This window comes from Flexivirga lutea (assembly GCF_054778955.1).
Map to the genome: position 1 here is coordinate 898,452 of NZ_BAAGZB010000002.1, position 16,600 is coordinate 915,051.

14 protein-coding genes are annotated in these 16,600 nt (G+C 70.6%); 12 read left to right on the forward strand and 2 right to left on the reverse strand.

Features of this window, described 5'->3' with window-relative positions; translation table 11 throughout:
• Window positions 1–216 precede the first annotated feature (216 nt).
• Genes ACYVBN_RS10690 through ACYVBN_RS10705 form a run of 4 tightly spaced genes read left to right on the forward strand, consistent with a single transcriptional unit; the run spans window position 217 to window position 4,632 of the window.
• Window positions 217–999, forward strand: a complete 783-nt coding sequence (locus tag ACYVBN_RS10690) for an SDR family NAD(P)-dependent oxidoreductase (protein ID WP_460600498.1) — start codon at window positions 217–219, stop codon at window positions 997–999.
• Window positions 1,000–1,902 carry a DMT family protein gene (locus ACYVBN_RS10695; protein ID WP_460600499.1) on the forward strand — a complete coding sequence of 301 codons (903 nt, stop codon included), beginning with the start codon at window positions 1,000–1,002 and terminating at the stop codon, window positions 1,900–1,902.
• An 8-nt stretch (window positions 1,903–1,910) separates the two neighbouring features.
• Window positions 1,911–2,576 (forward strand): DUF3159 domain-containing protein, encoded by a 666-nt coding sequence (locus ACYVBN_RS10700; RefSeq protein ID WP_440282971.1) that lies wholly within the window; start codon window positions 1,911–1,913, stop codon window positions 2,574–2,576.
• A 25-nt stretch (window positions 2,577–2,601) separates the two neighbouring features.
• Window positions 2,602–4,632 (forward strand): bifunctional phosphatase PAP2/O-acyltransferase family protein, encoded by a 2,031-nt coding sequence (locus ACYVBN_RS10705; RefSeq protein WP_460600500.1) that lies wholly within the window; start codon window positions 2,602–2,604, stop codon window positions 4,630–4,632.
• Here ACYVBN_RS10705 and ACYVBN_RS10710 read toward each other — a convergent pair.
• Window positions 4,619–4,885 (reverse strand): metal-sensitive transcriptional regulator, encoded by a 267-nt coding sequence (locus ACYVBN_RS10710; protein WP_460600501.1) that lies wholly within the window; start codon window positions 4,883–4,885, stop codon window positions 4,619–4,621. The two genes, ACYVBN_RS10705 and ACYVBN_RS10710, sit on opposite strands and share 14 nt — an antisense overlap.
• Before the next feature lie 209 nt (window positions 4,886–5,094).
• Here ACYVBN_RS10710 and ACYVBN_RS10715 point away from each other — a divergent pair, with 209 nt between their 5' ends.
• The 3 genes from ACYVBN_RS10715 to ACYVBN_RS10725 are packed head-to-tail and all read left to right on the forward strand — an operon-like array spanning window position 5,095 to window position 7,509.
• Window positions 5,095–6,483 (forward strand): MBL fold metallo-hydrolase, encoded by a 1,389-nt coding sequence (locus ACYVBN_RS10715; protein ID WP_460600502.1) that lies wholly within the window; start codon window positions 5,095–5,097, stop codon window positions 6,481–6,483.
• A gap of 50 nt (window positions 6,484–6,533) precedes the next feature.
• On the forward strand, window positions 6,534–6,707 hold the full coding sequence (locus ACYVBN_RS10720) for a hypothetical protein (RefSeq protein ID WP_460600503.1): 174 nt from the start codon (window positions 6,534–6,536) through the stop codon (window positions 6,705–6,707).
• A gap of 13 nt (window positions 6,708–6,720) precedes the next feature.
• The gene (locus ACYVBN_RS10725) at window positions 6,721–7,509 is read left to right on the forward strand and encodes a sulfite exporter TauE/SafE family protein (protein WP_460600504.1); all 789 of its coding nucleotides are present in this window, start codon (window positions 6,721–6,723) and stop codon (window positions 7,507–7,509) included.
• 14 nt (window positions 7,510–7,523) lie between these two features.
• Here ACYVBN_RS10725 and ACYVBN_RS10730 read toward each other — a convergent pair whose 3' ends face one another.
• Window positions 7,524–8,723: a PucR family transcriptional regulator gene (locus ACYVBN_RS10730; RefSeq protein ID WP_460600505.1), complete on the reverse strand. Its 1,200-nt coding sequence runs from the start codon at window positions 8,721–8,723 to the stop codon at window positions 7,524–7,526.
• Window positions 8,724–8,832: 109 nt separating this feature from the next.
• Here ACYVBN_RS10730 and ACYVBN_RS10735 point away from each other — a divergent pair, with 109 nt between their 5' ends.
• The 5 genes from ACYVBN_RS10735 (at window position 8,833) to ispH (ending at window position 16,600) form a co-directional block, all read left to right on the forward strand.
• Window positions 8,833–9,693, forward strand: coding sequence for an isoprenoid biosynthesis enzyme family protein (locus tag ACYVBN_RS10735; protein ID WP_460600506.1), 861 nt, complete (start codon window positions 8,833–8,835; stop codon window positions 9,691–9,693).
• Window position 9,694: 1 nt separating this feature from the next.
• Complete coding sequence (gene hpnD, locus ACYVBN_RS10740) at window positions 9,695–10,573, forward strand: isoprenoid biosynthesis enzyme family protein (protein WP_460600507.1); 879 nt, start codon at window positions 9,695–9,697, stop codon at window positions 10,571–10,573.
• Window positions 10,570–13,020, forward strand: a complete 2,451-nt coding sequence (gene hpnE / locus ACYVBN_RS10745; protein ID WP_460600508.1) for a hydroxysqualene dehydroxylase HpnE — start codon at window positions 10,570–10,572, stop codon at window positions 13,018–13,020. Before hpnD ends, hpnE begins: the two co-directional genes overlap by 4 nt.
• 107 nt (window positions 13,021–13,127) lie before the next feature.
• Window positions 13,128–15,125 (forward strand): terpene cyclase/mutase family protein, encoded by a 1,998-nt coding sequence (shc, locus tag ACYVBN_RS10750; RefSeq protein WP_460600509.1) that lies wholly within the window; start codon window positions 13,128–13,130, stop codon window positions 15,123–15,125.
• On the forward strand, window positions 15,122–16,600 hold the full coding sequence (gene ispH / locus ACYVBN_RS10755; RefSeq protein WP_460600510.1) for a 4-hydroxy-3-methylbut-2-enyl diphosphate reductase: 1,479 nt from the start codon (window positions 15,122–15,124) through the stop codon (window positions 16,598–16,600). Before shc ends, ispH begins: the two co-directional genes overlap by 4 nt.

Sequence of the window (16,600 nt, forward strand, 5' to 3'; positions counted from 1 at the left end):
CACCTAGCTGCGGGGTAATCGGCGCGGTCCGGGATCGGGGGTCTCGGGCCGCGCTGAGCCTTCTGCCTTCGCTCCTCGCGGGCTAGCGGCAGCCCAAACCCGGTGTCGCAAAGTCATCGGACCCGAATATGTTGGTGCCGTGGCGGATCGGCGCACTGCCGGAGACGCGTGCCACCGGTCCGAGGGACGCGGCGAGCACGAAGGTGGCGCATGCGCATGAGACTGCACGGCAGCATCGCACTCGTCACCGGCAGCAGTGGCGGCCTCGGTGCCGCCGTCGCCGCTGAGCTCCACCGCCACGGTGTGCGGGTCGTCGTCCACGGCCGGGATCCGCAGCGCACCGGCGACGTCGCCCGCGAGCTCGGAGCCCACCATGTGCTGGCCGATCTGGCCGACCCGGCCCAGCACGAGCGCCTCGTCGCCGAGGCCACCGCGGCGCACGGCCGGCTCGACCTGGTCGTGCACAACGCCGGCGTCGGCTGGCAGGGGGCGTTCGACAGCATGCCGCCCGAGCGCATCCCCCACCTCATCGCGACCGACCTCACCGCACCGATCGCGATCACCCGACAGGTGCTGCCGGACCTGTTGGCCGCCGGACACGGCCACCTGTGCTTCGTCACCAGCATCGCCGGGCGCACCGGGGTCGCGGGCGAGGCCGTGTATGCCGCCACCAAGGCCGCACTGGACGCCTTCGCCGACTCGCTGCGGCTGGAGGCGACCGGGACCGGTGTCCAGGTGAGCACCTTCGTCCCGGGCGTCGTCGACACCGACTTCTTCACCCGGCGCGGCACCCCCTACCAACGCCGAAGGCCCCGCCTGCGGGACGTGGAATCCGTTGCCCGGCAGGTCGTTTCGCTGATCGCATCCGGACGGCCCGAACGGTTTGCCGACCCCGGCCTGCGGGTAGCACCCGTCGTGCGGTCGGTGTGGCCGGCGGCATACCTGAAGCTGGCGGGACGTTGGGGTGAGCAGACACGACTAGGGGCAGGTGAGGACTGAATGCTGTGGCTGGTCCTCCTGCTCGCCTGTGCGGCCGCGTTCGCGTTCGCGCTGTCGGCGATGCTCGAGCAGCGCGCCGCCTCGCAGGCCACCCGCGAACACTCGCTGGGCACCGTGCACGGCTTCTCGGCGTTCGTGCGTGCGCTGGTCCGCCGCAAGCTGTGGCTGACCGGTTTCGTGATCAACAACCTCGGCTTCGTGATCCAGGCCGCGGCGCTGCACCTGGGCAGTGTCGCCCTGGTCCAGCCGGTGATGGTCAGCCAGGTGCTCTTCGCGCTGCTGCTGACCGGTGTGGGCAGTCGGCTGACCCCGGGCCTGAAGGACTGGGCCTACGTGTTGTGCATCTGCGCCGGCCTCATCGTCCTGCTGTCGGTCGGCGGCGCCGCGCCCCTGCACGGCACCCCCAACCGGGAGCAGGTCATCTGGGTGCTGCTGGCGATGGTGGCCGTGGTCGTGCTGCTGGTCCTCTTCGCACGGCAGCAGAGCGACCCGCGCGCGTCCAGCCTGATGCTGGCCGTCGCGGCCGGAGTCTGCTTCGCCGGCAACGCCGTGCTCACCAAGCTGACCACCGAGGATCTCTTCGGTCCGGGAGTGCTGCACACCGCGCTGGACTGGCCGGGCTACAGCCTCGCGGTCGCCACCGCGTCCGGCCTGCTGATCGAGCAGGCCGCCTTCGCCAACGGCTCGCTGCCGTGGGCCGTTGCGGCGATGAGCATCACCAACCCGGTGATCAGCTACCTGGCCGGCATCTTCGGCTTCCACGTCACCGCCCCGCACACGCCGGGCGCGCTCGCCGCGGTGTCGGTGACCGCGGTGCTCATCGGCATCGGCATCGCCGGTCTGGCCCATTCACCGCTCACTCGCAGTGAAACACGGGACCACTCACAGGTGGCGGTGACATAGTGTGATACATGCCTTCGCGACCAGTAGCGCAGCAGGGGGCCTGCGCCCTGATCATCGACCGGGAGTTCGTGCGCACCTCCGCGTTACGGGCGGGTCGGATGTTGCTCGAGGCGGTCGTCATACCCGCCCTTATCCTGTATGCCGCCCTGGCCACCGTCGGCCAGCTCTGGGGGCTGATCTCGGTGCTGGTGTGGTCCGGCCTGATCGTCGCGGTGCGGCTGCGGACGCAGTCGTCGGTGCCGCGCACGCTCCTCATGGCGGTGCTGATGCTGGTCGGGCGCACCACACTCTCGCTGGCGTTGTCCAGCGTCTACATCTACGTGCTGCAGCCGATCGCCGGATCCTTGCTGATGGCTTTGATCTTCCTGGGCAGCGCGGCCATCGGACGGCCGATCACCAAGCACCTGGCGCGCGACTTCATCGCGCTGCCGCAGATGCTGATGCACGACAAGCGGGCGCACCGGATGTTCAGCCAGGTCTGCATCCTGTGGGGCGCGTCCCGGCTCATCGACGTCGGCATGAGCATGGGCTTCCTGCAGTTCGGCGCGCGCAACGCCATCCTGTCGCGCGGCGTCTTCAGCACCTCGCTGACACTGCTGACCGTCGCCGTCTGCATCGCCTGGGGCTGGAGCCGGTTGCGCCGGATGCCCGAGTTCTCCATCTCGTTCGCCTAGGCGGATCCACGGCGGGGGCCGCCGGATGAGCGCCACCCAGCAGCCCCACCACCTGCGACTGCCGTCGCTGCACTGGCCCGCCGTGCCCCGCGCACACCGGCCGCGGCTGCGCACCGAACTGCTGGGCGGGCTCGCGCTGTTCGTGGTCTACCTGCTGGTCGACGCACTCAACGGCCCCTCGCGCACCGCCGTGGCGAAGACGCACGCCGAGCGCGTCATACAGCTGGAGCAGTGGTTGCACCTCGACATCGAGGGATCGCTCAACTCCTGGCTGGCCGCGCGGGACGAGCTGATGACGGCGGCCAACTACGAATACGCCTCGACCTACATCGTGTCCGCGGCACTGCTGCTGGTCATCACCTACGTGTGGACGCCGGCGCTCTACCGGCAGGCACGCAACTCGTTCGTGCTGCTCAACCTGATGGGGTTCGGCTGCTTCGCGTTGCTGCCGCTGATGCCACCGCGGATGATGCCGGGGTTCGTCGACACCGTGGCGACCGGCGGCACGGTCGGTTCGTGGGGTTCACCGATCGTGGCCGGCGCCAACCAGCTGGCGGCGATGCCGTCCCTGCACATCGCCTGGGCGCTGTGGATCAGCGTGATGCTGGCCCGGATGTCGCGGCGCCTCTGGCTGCAGGTCGCGAGCGCCATACACGTGGCCGTGACGCTGTATGTCGTGGTCGCGACCGCCAACCACTACGTGCTCGACGCGGTCGGTGCGGGCATCGTCGTCGCGGCCGCGGTCGCGCTGACCGAATGGCGCGCGCGACGGCGCCCGGGTGCCGCGCTGCCCACCGCCGACGCGTTCTTCCTGGACGTCGAGCGCCCCGGGCACGCGCAGAACGTCGGCGGCCTGGCACTGCTCGGGCCGACGACACCCACCCTGGAGGACCTGCGCGAGACGCTGGCCGCCCAGCTGGACCGGTTGCCGCACTTCACCGACCGACTGGCCTCGCCCACGCTGCACCGCTGGGTGCCCGCCGGCTCGATCGACTGGTCGCACCACCTGGTCGAGCTGTCGCTGCCGGACGGCGCCGGTCCGGCGGCGCTGGACGAGCTGGTCGGGCAGCTCACCGCCCAGGAACTGCCGCGCGACCGGCCGCTGTGGCGCGCCTGGCTGATCCACGGCCTCGGTGACGAAGCGGCCTTCTGCATCGTGATGCACCACTGCATGGCCGACGGCGTCGGGGCCGTCGCGAAGCTGCTGCACATCCTGCAACCGCCCTATCGACTGCCGATCCCGGACCGGGACGGCCCGTCGGCGCTGCAGCGTGGGGCGGGCGTCATACAGGGACTGGCGCAGCTGGCGACCGACGGCAGACCGGCGGCCCAGCTGCCTCCCGGCGGGACACGGCGCGGGTTCGCCACCCTCGAGATGCCGCTGGAACAGGTCCGCGCCGCCGCCCGCACGCACCGGATGCGGGTGACCGAGCTGCTCCTGGCCGCCACCGGGAGCGCCCTGGCACACACCGATCCGGGCCTGGCGAGATCGTGCGCCGGGCAGCTGCGCGTGTCCGTCCCGGTCATGCTTCGCGCGCCGGGCGACAACACCGACTCCACCGGCAACGACACCGACGACGGCGGCAACCTGACCGGCGCGGTCATCGTCGACGCTCCCGCCCGCGACGCACCGATCGGCGCGCTACGCGATGAGGTTCGTGACCACGCGAGCGCCATCCGCACACCGACCCGGGCGCTCGCGTCACGGTGGGTGATGGCCACGGCGCTGCGTGCCCTGCCCCACGCGGGCCGGCGGTGGTTCGCCCGAACGGTCTACGGCCCCAAGTATTTCCAGGCGATAGTCTCGAACATGCCCGGCCCGGACCAGCAGTTCACCCTCGCCGGTGCTCCGGTCGGACGGGTGCAGCCGATCCTGCCCCCGGCACCCGGCATCCCGCTGACCATCGGGGCGCTGAGCTGGTGCGGATCCCTCGGCATCACCGTGGTCACCGACGCGGACCTGCTGGATGCGCGTGCCGTCGCCGACGCACTCGGCGAACGCCTCGCCACGGCGGTGAGCGACCTCGTCGCCGAGCCCGGCGCTACGAGAGTGTGAGGAAGAGCTTCTCCATGGTGGCCTGATCCTCGTCACTGATGCCGTCCGGTGACGCGAGGCACTCGCGCATCCCCGAGGAGATGATGGCGAAACCGGCCCGGTCCAGTGCCCGGTTGACGGCCGCGAGCTGTGTGACGACGTCCTTGCAGTCGCGGCCTTCCTCGATCAAGCGGATGACACCACCGAGCTGCCCCTGCGCACGGCGCAGCCGGTTGAGCACGGGGGTCAGGTCGTCGGTGTTGAGGTTGACCATGGGCGGTCCTTCGGGTGCGGCCGAGTCGGGTGACTCGACGGGGATTCGGGGGGGCTGGCGGGTCGGGTGGAGACTCGCGGCGGTACCACCGCGATTGGACAATCATACCCCAGGGGGTATATATCTGGTGACGGTCACATATACCCCATGGGGTATTTATCGCGGTGGTTACCGGCCGCCGAGATCACCCCGCCAAGGACACGATCACCATGACTGACACCGCTCCCACCCCTCCCACCGTGCTGACGCTCGACACTCCCACGCTCGGCGACCGGTCCTACCTCGCCCACGACGGGCAGGTCGCGCTGGTCGTCGACCCGCAACGGGACTTCGATCGGGTGCTGGACCTGGCCCGCGACGCCGGCGTCCGCATCACGCACGTCTTCGAGACGCATCTGCACAACGACTACCTGACCGGTGGTCTGGCCCTCGCCGAGGCCACCGGGGCGGCATACCACGTGAACGCCGCGGACCAGGTCGCCTACGAACGGGTGGCGGTCACCGACGGCGACGTCATCGACGTCTCACCCTCGATGCGGGTGCAAGTGATCGCCACGCCTGGGCACACGTTCACCCACCTGTCCTACGCCCTGCAGACGGGGCCCGCGGAGCAGCCGGACGTCGTCGGCGTCTTCACCGGCGGTTCACTGCTGTATGGCGCCACGGGCCGGCCCGATCTGCTGGGCGCGGAGCACACCCACGAACTGCTGCATCACCAGTTCGACTCCGTGCACCGGTTGGCCGGCGAGTTGCCGGATGACGCGCACGTCCTGCCGACCCATGGTTTCGGGTCGTTCTGCTCAGCCGGTTCGACCGGCGGCACCACATCGTCCACCATCGGCACGGAGAAGAAGGTCAACCCGGCGCTGACCGATGACGAGCGGGACTGGGCCGAGGCGACCCTCGCCGGTCTGGACGCCTATCCCGCCTATTACGTACACATGACACCCGGCAATGCCGATGGTCCGGCCGCGCCCGATCTGTCGGCTCCCCGGCCCGCCGACGCGCAGACGATCGCCGCCCGGATCGCCGACCGCGAATGGGTCGTCGATCTGCGGACCAGGACCGCCTTCGCGGCCGGGCACGTGAGCGGCACCCTCAACTTCGGCCTGGACGGGCAGTTCGCCACCTACCTCGGCTGGTTGATCCCCTGGGGCACACCGCTGACCTTGCTCGGCGACGCCGTTGAGCAGGTCGCGCAGGCGCAACGCGAGCTGGCCCGGATCGGCCTCGACCGGCTCGAAGGTGCCGCGACCGGAGATCCGGCGGAGTGGACCGACCGTCCCCTCGGATCGTTCCCGCGCGCGGTGTTCGCGGACCTGGCGCAGGTGCGCCACCACCGCGAGGTGGCCGTCCTGGACGTCCGCCGGGTCCACGAGTATGCCGCCGGACACATCGACGGCGCGGTCAACATCCCGTTGCACGAACTGCTCGGCCGACTCGGCGACGTGCCGGACGGCGAGGTGTGGGTGCACTGCGCCAGCGGCTACCGCGCCTCCATCGCCGCATCCGTGCTGGCGGCGCACGACCACCGCGTCGTGGCCGTCGACGACGGATTCGACGACCACGCCGCAGCCGGCGGCCTGCCGATCACCTGATCCACCCCGACCCAGCACCGATCCACCCACCCCGAGAAGGAGCATTCCCCATGTGCCGACCCGTCACCTGCACCACCTGCGGCAAGACCACCTGGGCCGGTTGCGGCCGTCACGTCGACCAAGTCATGGACCGTGTCCCCCGCGCGGATCGCTGCCCCGGCCATGCGCAGGAGGCGCCGAACCCGCAGGGTTCGTTCCTGCGCCGGCTGCTCGGGCGCAACTGACTGCCCCCCACCGATGCCGACGCTGATCGCCGCACTCGCCCTCGGCCTGCTCATCGGGGCCGGCCTGGGCGCCCTCGGAGGCGGCGGATCGATCCTCACGGTGCCCGCCCTGGTCTACCTGCTGGGTGAATCGGCACCGGCGGCAACCACCGGAAGTTTGGTGATCGTCGGCATCACCTCGCTCATCGGCGCCGTCGGGCACGCCCGCTCGGGCAACGTGCGGTGGGCGACCGGTGCGCTCTTCGGGCTGACCGGAGTCGTCGCCTCTTGGCCGGGCACTGCACTGAACCGGCAGGTCGACCCGGACGTCCTCCTGCTGGTCTTCGCCGGCCTGATGCTGGTCGCCGCCCTGGGCATGGTGCGGCACGTCACAGGAAGCGACACGGCCGACCATGCGCCCGATCGGAGCGACGTCCTCAGACCCGTGGGCGGGCGGATCGCCCGGTTCGCCGGAGCCGGCCTGCTGGTCGGCTTCCTGACCGGCTTCCTCGGTGTGGGCGGGGGCTTCATCATCGTGCCGGCCCTGGTGATGGCGCTCGACTTCCCGATGACCGTCGCCGTGGGAACCTCGTTGCTGGTCATCTCGCTCAACTCCGCTGCGGCGCTGATCGCGCGCGCCGGGAACGCCACGTTCCACTGGTCGCTCATCGTTCCATTCACGGCGGCAGCCATCCTGGGTTCGCTGCTCGGCGCCCAGGCCGCGAAGCGCACCTCCCACGCCACTCTGCGCCGCGCGTTCGCCGGTCTGCTCGCTTTGGTGGCGGCATACGTCGCGATCCGCAGTGGTGTCGGTCTCGCCTGATCCCACGGACCGGGTCACTCCGGCGGCGGACCCCACACCAGCGCCAGGAACAGCTGCGCGCGCTGCGCCGGGTCGTCCAGCGCCGCACCGAAGATGTCGCGCAACTGGTCGAGGCGGTAACGCACGGTCTGCGGATGGATGTGCAGCTCGGCGGCGACGGCGCGTCGCGACCCGAAGTGCCGCAGCCAGCTGGTCAGCGTTTCCGCCAGCCGCTCACGCGTCCCGTCGGGCAGCCGGTCCAGCGGCGCCAGGACGCGGGCGCGCAGGGCGGCCAGCAGCTCCGGGTTGCGGTGCACCAGCATCGTGTCGATGTGCTCGGGGACGAAGATCATCCGGGCGGGCAGGGCGCCGGCGTCCTGCAACCGCCGGGCGCTGCGAGCGACGCGCATGCTGCGCCGGGCGTCGGTCACCGGCACCGGCGGGCCGACCACCGCGGGTAGTTCGCCGAGCGCACGTTGCAACCGGGGCTCGATCCCGGCCACCCAGGGCACCAGCCAGCCGACGACGTCTCCCACGTGCACCACCAGCCACTCCGGGTCCAGTCGCGGTCGCGTCGGCAGCGGCGGGTCGTCCTGGTCGCGCAGCAGCACGAAGGCGATTTCGTCCGGCACCGCCCAGCCGGCTTGGTCGGCGGCGAGCAGCACGCCGTTGCGGTCGGGAAGGGTCGACATCAGCAGGCCGGACAGCTCACCACGGGCTCGGTGCGAGACCAGCCCACGCTCGGACTGCTCGCGCACGTAACCATCGGTCGTGCGTGCCGAGATGTCGTGGGTGAGCATGAAGAGCGTCTCGGCCAACCGGGACAGCCGGCGGATGTCCAGCCCGACCTGCATCGCCTCGTGCGAGATGTGCGCCCACGCCACCCGGGCGCCCGCCTGGTATGCCGTCAGGATGCCGTTGAGGTCACGACCCTGCTGGAACTGCGCCCGGCCCAGCTGATCGAACATCGCCACCAGCAGCGGGTCGAGTTCGGGCGCTGTCGCCGGCAGCGTCAACGCATCCTGGGTGACCGCGGCGATCAGCCGGGACACCACCTGCTCGGCGGTGTCGGCGAGTTCGGTGCCGCGGTCCGCGGCGAACTCCAGGCAGGCCGGCCACAGCACTTGGAGTTCCTGGGCCACCGACATCATGATCTGCGGGAAGCCTGCCACCAGGCGTGCCTGCAGCAGCCGCAGCTCGGCCGGCTGTGGCCCGGGCAGGTCAGCGACGCTCACAGTGGACCCCACGATCATCAGGTCTATCACTTGGTGACAAACAACGGGAGTCAGCGCCACACATTTCGGTGCAGCGCTTCACGATTCACCCGGTGCAAGCTGAAGACAAATGCTCGCCGCAACCAGCCCTTCCGGCGTCAGCGACGCTGACGCTGCGCCCAGCGTCGCGACCGAGAACTTCCCGGTTGCGTTGCGGTTGCTGCCTGCTCGCCGCCGTCGCGCACTGCTGGCCGTCTACGACGTCGCCCGCCACATCGATCAGCTGGGCGACGCCGCCGCGGGTGACCGCACCGAGCAGTTGCTCACGTTTCGCACCGACCTGCAGCGGTTAGAGGACGGGGGGACACCGCAGCATCGGGTGTTGCGTGACCTCGCGCCATACGCACGAGACTGTGCCCTGCCGCTGCAGGCGTTCGACGACTTGATCGAGGCGAACCTGATGGACCAGGAGGTCACGCGCTACGCGGACCTGCCTGCGTTGCTCGGATACTGCGCACTGTCCGCGCACCCGATCGGCCGGCTCGTGCTGGCAGTGTTCGGCCAGTCCACGCCAGAACGTGTCGGCCGCAGTGACACCGTCTGCGCTGCACTGCAGATCCTGGAGCACTGTCAGGACGTCGTCGAGGATCACCGGGCCGGACGCGTCTACCTGCCGCAGGACCAGTTGTCCGCTGCCGGGCTGACCGACACGACGATGCTCGCCCCCGACCATGCGGCCGCGCTGCGGTCCGTGGTGCTGGCGCAAGTGCTCAGCTGCCGCCAGATGCTCGCTGCGGGAACGACACTCGTCGGCGAGCTGCGCGGCTGGGCCCGGATCGCGGTCGCCGGGTATGTCGCCGGCGGCCTCGCCACGGCCGATGCGCTGCAGCGGGCCGGTGGTGACGTCACCGGTGACCAGACGGTCCGGCCCCGACGAGCAACGTTGCTGCGGCACGGTATTCGGCTGCTGCTCACATCGGGGAGGCCATGACGTGACAGACCTGACGATGGACGCGGCGATGGCCGAGGCCGAGCAGATCACCCGCACCGAGGCGCGGAACTTCTACTACGGCATCCGGTTGTTGCCCACGCCCAAGCGGCAGGGTCTGTGCGCGCTCTACGCGCTGGCCCGCCGCATCGACGACATCGGCGACGACGACGCGCCCTTGGAGACCAAACGTGCTTCGCTCGCGCTGGTGCGCAAGCAACTGTCCGACATCGACACCTCCACCGACCCCGTCATGGCGGCGGTCGCCCAGACGGCACGCCGCTTCCCGGTCCCGCTGGAAGCCTTCGAGGAGTTGCTGGACGGCGTTGAGATGGATCTGAGCGGCGCGACCTACGAAACCTTCGAGGACCTGCGGCTCTACTGCCGATGCGTCGCCGGGTCGATCGGCCGGCTGTGCCTGTCGATCTTCGGCAACGGCACGGCCCGCACCGATCCACGGGCCCCGCTCTTCGCCGACCAGCTCGGGATCGCGTTGCAGCAGACCAACATCCTGCGCGACATCCGTGAGGACCTGCTGATCGGCCGGGTCTACCTGCCGCGCGAGGAGCTGGAGCGCTTCGGCGTCCGGTTGCAACTGGACGACACCGGCGCGCTGCACGACCCGGACGCGCGACTGGCGGCATACATCTCCTTCGCCGCGGACCGCGCGCAGGCCTGGTACGACCTCGGGTTGCGGTTGCTGCCGCAACTGGACCACCGCAGCACCGCGTGCTGTGCGGCGATGGCCGGCATCTATCACCATCTGCTGCTGCGCATCCGCGACAACCCGACGGCCGTCTACGAACGGCGAATGTCGTTGCCGCCGCACGAGAAGGGCCGTGTCGCACTGATGTCGCTCGCCAAGGCGGTGTTGCCGGTATGACGCACTCCGCACTCCCTGCCGCACGCCGGTCCGTCTGTGTCATCGGCGGGGGCCTCGCCGGGATCACCGCGGCACTGGACCTGGCCGACCGTGGCCTGGAGGTCACCCTGCTGGAGTCACGGGCCCGCCTCGGCGGCCTGACGCACTCCTTCCGCCGCGGAGAACTGTGGGTGGACGGTGGCCAGCACGTGTTCCTGCGGTGCTGCACGTCCTACCTCGGCCTGCTCGACCGGCTCGGCGTGCGGCACCTGACCTACCTGCAGGAGCGCCTCGACGTACCCATCGCCAGCGAACGATCCGCCGACCGGACCCGCCTGCGCCGCAACGACCTGCCCGCGCCACTGCACCTGAGCGCGGCCTTGCTCCGACACCGCTGGATGCCGCTGCGGCAACGACTGGCCGTCGGTCGCGTCGCACTGGCTCTCGGCCGGCTGGACCCCGCCGACCCGCAGGTCGACGCCCAGAGCTTCGGCGGATGGCTGCGGCAGCACGGCGCCGACGACCGGTCGATCGAGGTGCTCTGGGAGCTGATCGGCAAAGCCACGCTCAACGCCGACGCGGACCGCTGCTCACTGGCGCTGGCAGCGACCGTCTTCCAGCTCGGCATGCTCGCCGACAAGGGCGCCGCAGACATCGGGTGGTCCCGTGTTCCGCTGCAGCAGCTGCACGGGGACGCCGCCGAGCGCGCCCTGGCGGAGGCCGGCTGCACGGTGCGGCTACGCAGCAAGACCAGCGCGGTGGTGCCCGGCGACACCGGCACCCGGGTGGTCGCCCACGCGGGCGAGGGGACGTATGACGCCGTGGTGCTCGCCGTCCCGCCCGCCGCATTGGAGCGGATGATCGACCCGACCGCGCTCGGGCTGCCCGCCGACCTGGCCGACGGCCTCGGTGTCTCCCCGATCGTCAACGTGCACGTGGTGTTGGACCGGCCGGTGCTGGACACGGATTTCGTTGCCGCGGTGGACAGCCCGTTGCAATGGGTCTTCGACCGCAGCGCCGCCGCCGGGATCCAGGACCGGCGCCAGTGTCTCGCGGTATCGATCTCGGCCGCCGACGAACTCATCGGGATGACAGCCGCGCAACTACGGGACTGGGCACTGCCGCACCTGTGCGACCTGCTGCCGGGCATGGCCGGCGCGCAGGTGCTGGACTTCTTCGTGACGCGGGAGCCGGAGGCGACCTTCCGAGCGGCACCGGGCAGCGCTCGGCTGCGGCCGGGCGCGGCGACCGGTCGGCCGGGTGTCGCCCTGGCCGGTGCGTGGACCGACACCGGCTGGCCGGCCACGATGGAGGGCGCGGTCCGCAGCGGACACGCGGCCGCGAATGTGGTGCTGGCGGCCCAGCGCGGCACGCAGCTCGCTCGCTCGGTGCCTCGTCTGCCTGGTCTCGATACGAGCTCTCCTCCGCTTCGCTCCCCCGAGCCCTACTCGACCGACGGCAGTGTGAATCAGCTGAGTCGAGCGCAGGAGTTGACCCAGACGTTGGTGACTCCGGCCCTGCGCAAGGCGGTGGACACCCTCGACGGGCTCGAACACCTGGTGGTCGCCTACCACCTCGGCTTCGTGGACAAGCGCGGCAACCCGGTCCGCGAGGACGGCGGCAAGAAGTTGCGCCCGATGCTGGCGCTGCTGGCGGCGCAGGCGATCCGTGCCGACCCGGCGCAGGCGGTCAGTGGCGCGGCGGCGCTGGAACTGCTGCACAACTTCTCGCTCGTGCACGACGACATCATGGATCGCGACCGCACCCGCCGGCATCGTGAGACGGTCTGGTCGGTCTGGGACGAAGCGACCGCGATCCTCGGCGGTGACGCGATGCACGCCCTCGCCTTCGAGACCGTGCTGGCCGACCCCGGACCACACGCCGCGGAGGCCGGCCACCTGCTCGCCGCCACCACCCGCGAGCTCATCCGCGGACAGATCCTCGACATGGGATTCGAGCAACGCCACACGGTTTCACTGGGCGAATGCCGCGCCATGGCCGCTGCCAAGACCGGTGCGCTGCTGCGCTGCAGCACCGAGCTGCCGGCGGTGCTGCTGGGCGCCTCCCACGACCAGCGCACGGCGCTGGCGACATACGGCCGGGCGGTCGGGGACGCCTTCCAACTGGTCGACGACCTCCTCGGTATCTGGGGAGTGCCGACCGTCACCGGCAAGTCCAACCACTCCGACCTGCGCGCCAAGAAGCGGTCGCTGCCGGTCACCTGGGCGCTGGAGCAGCCCGGCCAGCGGGCACTCGCCGCATGGTTCGACTCCGGCGAGCCGACCGACACCGAAGTCTCACGCATCGCAACGCAATTGGACCAGCTCGGCGCCAGGCAGTGGTGCCGGGAGAGCGCCGACGCAGCCATCTGCGAAGCCGTCGACGCGCTGCACCGGGCCGATCTCGACGAGAGGGCCGTCATCGGACTGACCGAGGTGGCGCACTACGTCGCCGGAAGGGACATGTGAGTGAGCACCCCACCAAGTCTTCCCTGCTTCGCTCCTCCGATACTTCGCGAGGACCCCGCATGACGCAGGTCTCCACACGCTCATCGACCGGCACTTCGACCGATCCCATGGCCGCCAGGGCCCGCGAGACGCTGGAGCGCGCCACCGCGCGGCTGCTCGAGCTGCAACTGCCCAGCGGCGCCTGGAAGGGGGAGCTGGAGACCAACGTCACCATGGACGCCGAAGACATGATGCTGCGTGTCTTCCTCGGCATCGACACCGCCGAGACACGGGAGCAGACCGCCCGGTGGATCCGCAGCCGGCAGCGCGCGGACGGCACCTGGGCGACCTTCGCCGGCGGACCGGGCGACCTATCCACCACGGTCGAGGCCTGGATCGCCTTGCGGATGGCGGGCGACAAACCAGGCGCCGAGCACATGGCCGCCGCGCGTGAATTCATCCTGTCCCAGGGCGGTCTGCAGCAGACCCGGGTGTTCACCCGGATCTGGTGCGCCCTCTTCGGCTGGTGGGACTGGGCGGACCTGCCCGCCATGCCGCCGGAGTTGATGTATCTGGGCAAACATGTCCCGCTCAACATCTACGACTGGGGCTGCTGGGCGCGCCAGACCATCGTGCCGCTGACCATCGTGTGCACCCTGCGACCGAAGCGACGGATGAAGTGGGATCTGTCGGAGATCACCTGCACGCCCACCGGCGAACCAACTGCATCTCGGTCTCGGTCTCGACACATGCTTCCCCGCTCCGCTCCGCGGAATACGTCGCGGGGCCCCGAGCCCGCTCCTCGCGACAATCGACCGGCGAGCCTTTTCAGCGGCCTGGACAAGGCCCTGCACGCCTACCATCGGCACGCGGTCGGACCGGTCCGCCGCAACGCCCTGCGCCGGGCAGCGGAGTGGATCATCGCGCGGCAGGAGGCCGATGGCGGCTGGGGCGGCATCCAGCCGCCGTGGGTCTACTCGATCCTCGCGCTGCACGCCCTGGGCTACCCACTGGACCATCCCGTGCTGCGCGCGGGCATCGAGGGTCTCGAGGGGTTCGTCATCACCGAGGACACCGCGGACGGTCCGGTGCGCCGGCTGGAGGCCTGCCAGTCGCCGGTCTGGGACACCGGTCTGGCGATCAACGCACTGCTCGACGCCGGTGTCGACCCGCGCGACCCGGCGTTGCGCCGCGCCGCGGAGTGGTTGATGCAGGAGCAGATCACTGCTCCGGGAGACTGGACCGTCCGGCATCCCAAGCTGCCGCCCGGCGGCTGGGCGTTCGAATACGCCAACGACAACTATCCGGACACTGACGACAGCGCCGTGATCGTCATGGGCCTGCGCCGCGTGATCACCACCCACGGTCCGTTGCACGAACAGGCGGTGTCCCGTGGCATCGCCTGGACGGCGGGCATGCAGTCCAAGGACGGAGGCTGGGGCGCCTTCGACATCGACAACACCAGCAAGTGGCCCGCGAAGCTGCCGTTCTGCGACTTCGGTGCCGTCACCGACCCGCCGTCCGCCGACGTCACGGCCCACGTCGTGGAAATGCTTGCTGCGGTGGGCCGTTCGCGGGGTGCGCGGTGTCAGCGCGGTGTGCAGTGGCTACTGGACCACCAGGAGCCGGACGGGTCCTGGTTCGGCCGGTGGGGCGCCCACCACATCTACGGCACCGGGGCCGTGGTGCCCGCGCTCGTGGCAGCCGGTGTCTCCCCGGCGGCGGGACCGATCCGCTCGGCGGTCCGCTGGCTGGAGACCCACCAGAACGCCGACGGCGGCTGGGGCGAGGACCTGCGATCGTATGACGACCCGGCCTGGATCGGGCGCGGTGAGTCGACGCCGTCGCAGACCGCCTGGGCGCTGATGGCCCTGGTGGCCGCCGGTGAACTCGGTGAAAGCCTGCAACGCGGCATCGACTACCTCGCCGCAACACAACTCCCGGAAGGTGATTGGACCGAAGACCGATTCACCGGCACCGGTTTCCCCGGCGACTTCTACATCGCCTACCACCTCTACCGGCTCATCTTCCCCGTCTGGGCGCTCGGCCGCGCGGTCCGGGCCATGAGCCAGGTCGATCAGGGTGACCGCCCCGATCTCGGGCTCGTCGCGAAGGTCGCGACATGAACAGCCCACGAAGTGGCCAGCTGCTGACGCCCCTGCGTATCGAACGCCTCGCCCTCGAACGCGGAATGCGCACGGCGCCATACGTCTCCGGCCGTGGCCCGCGTGGCCGGGCACCACGGACCGACGTCCCGACGGTGCTCGCCGGCGTCGCCGGCGCACTGGCGCCGCAAGTGCGGCCGGGCGACCTGGTCGTCGCCGACCGACTACGCGCCGACGGTCGCGAGTGCGCGCTGCCGTCGGCGCCGGTCGTCGCCGGCGAGTTGCGCCGTGCCGGCCTGACCGTGCACGTCGGCACCATCGAGAGCACCGACCACGTCGTGACCGGTGACGAACGCACCGCGCTCGCCGCAGGCGGCGGATTGGCGGTGGACACCGAGTCCGCTTTTCTGGCAGCGGAACTCGACCCCAGGACGTTGGTGGTGGTGCGGGCGATCGTCGACACCGCGGCCGACCCGTTGGTGCATCCCGGCACGCTGCGCCGTGGTGTGACCGCACTGCGTTCGCTGCGCCGTGCCGGGCCGGTGCTGCAGCAGTGGCTCGACGCCTGCGCCCCGCGCACCGTCCTTCGCGCCGAACCCCAATCGTTCTGTGCAGGTGTCGAGCGGGCCATCGAGATCGTCGAACGCGCACTGGCCAAGCACGGCGCACCCGTCTACGTCCGCCGGCAGATCGTGCACAACACCCACGTGGTCGCCGAGCTCGAACGCAGCGGCGCGGTCTTCGTGCAGGAGCTGGACGAGGTCCCCGAGGGCGCGACCGCAGTGCTGGCCGCGCACGGTGTCGCTCCGTCGGTGCGGGTGCAGGCCACCGAACGCCGCCTGCAGGTCATCGATGCGACCTGTCCCCTGGTCGCCAAGGTGCACCAGGAGGTGCACCGCTTCTCCACCGCCGGCCGCACCGTCTTCCTGATCGGACACGCCGAGCACGAGGAGGTCGTCGGCACCCGCGGGGAGGCGCCCGACGACGTCGTGGTGATCGAGACCGTGGCGGACGCTCGCAGCGCGCGCGTGGCCGACCCGTCGCAGGTCTCCTACGTCATGCAGACCACCCTGTCGGTGGAGGAGGCCGAGGAGATCGCGGGCGTCTTGCGGGAACGGTTCCCCGCGCTGCAGGGTCCGCGCCGCGACGACATCTGTTACGCCACCAGCAACCGCCAGCACGCCATCCGCGAGGTCGCCGCAGCCAGCGACCTGGTGTTGGTCGTCGGCTCGGCCAACTCGTCCAACTCGATGCGGCTGGTCGAGGTCGCGGCGGCCCGTGGGACCCCGGCGCACCTGGTGGAGGATGCCTCCGACATACGGCTGGAGTGGCTGCGCGACGTGCGCACCATCGGCGTCAGCGCGGGCGCCTCCGCCCCCGCAGCACTGGTCGAACAGCTCGTCGAAGCACTCGCCGCCCTCGGCGAGCTGGAGATCGGCCGACGCGGCGGCATCACCGAGACCATGCAATTCACCCTGCCCAGAGAGGTCGTCTGA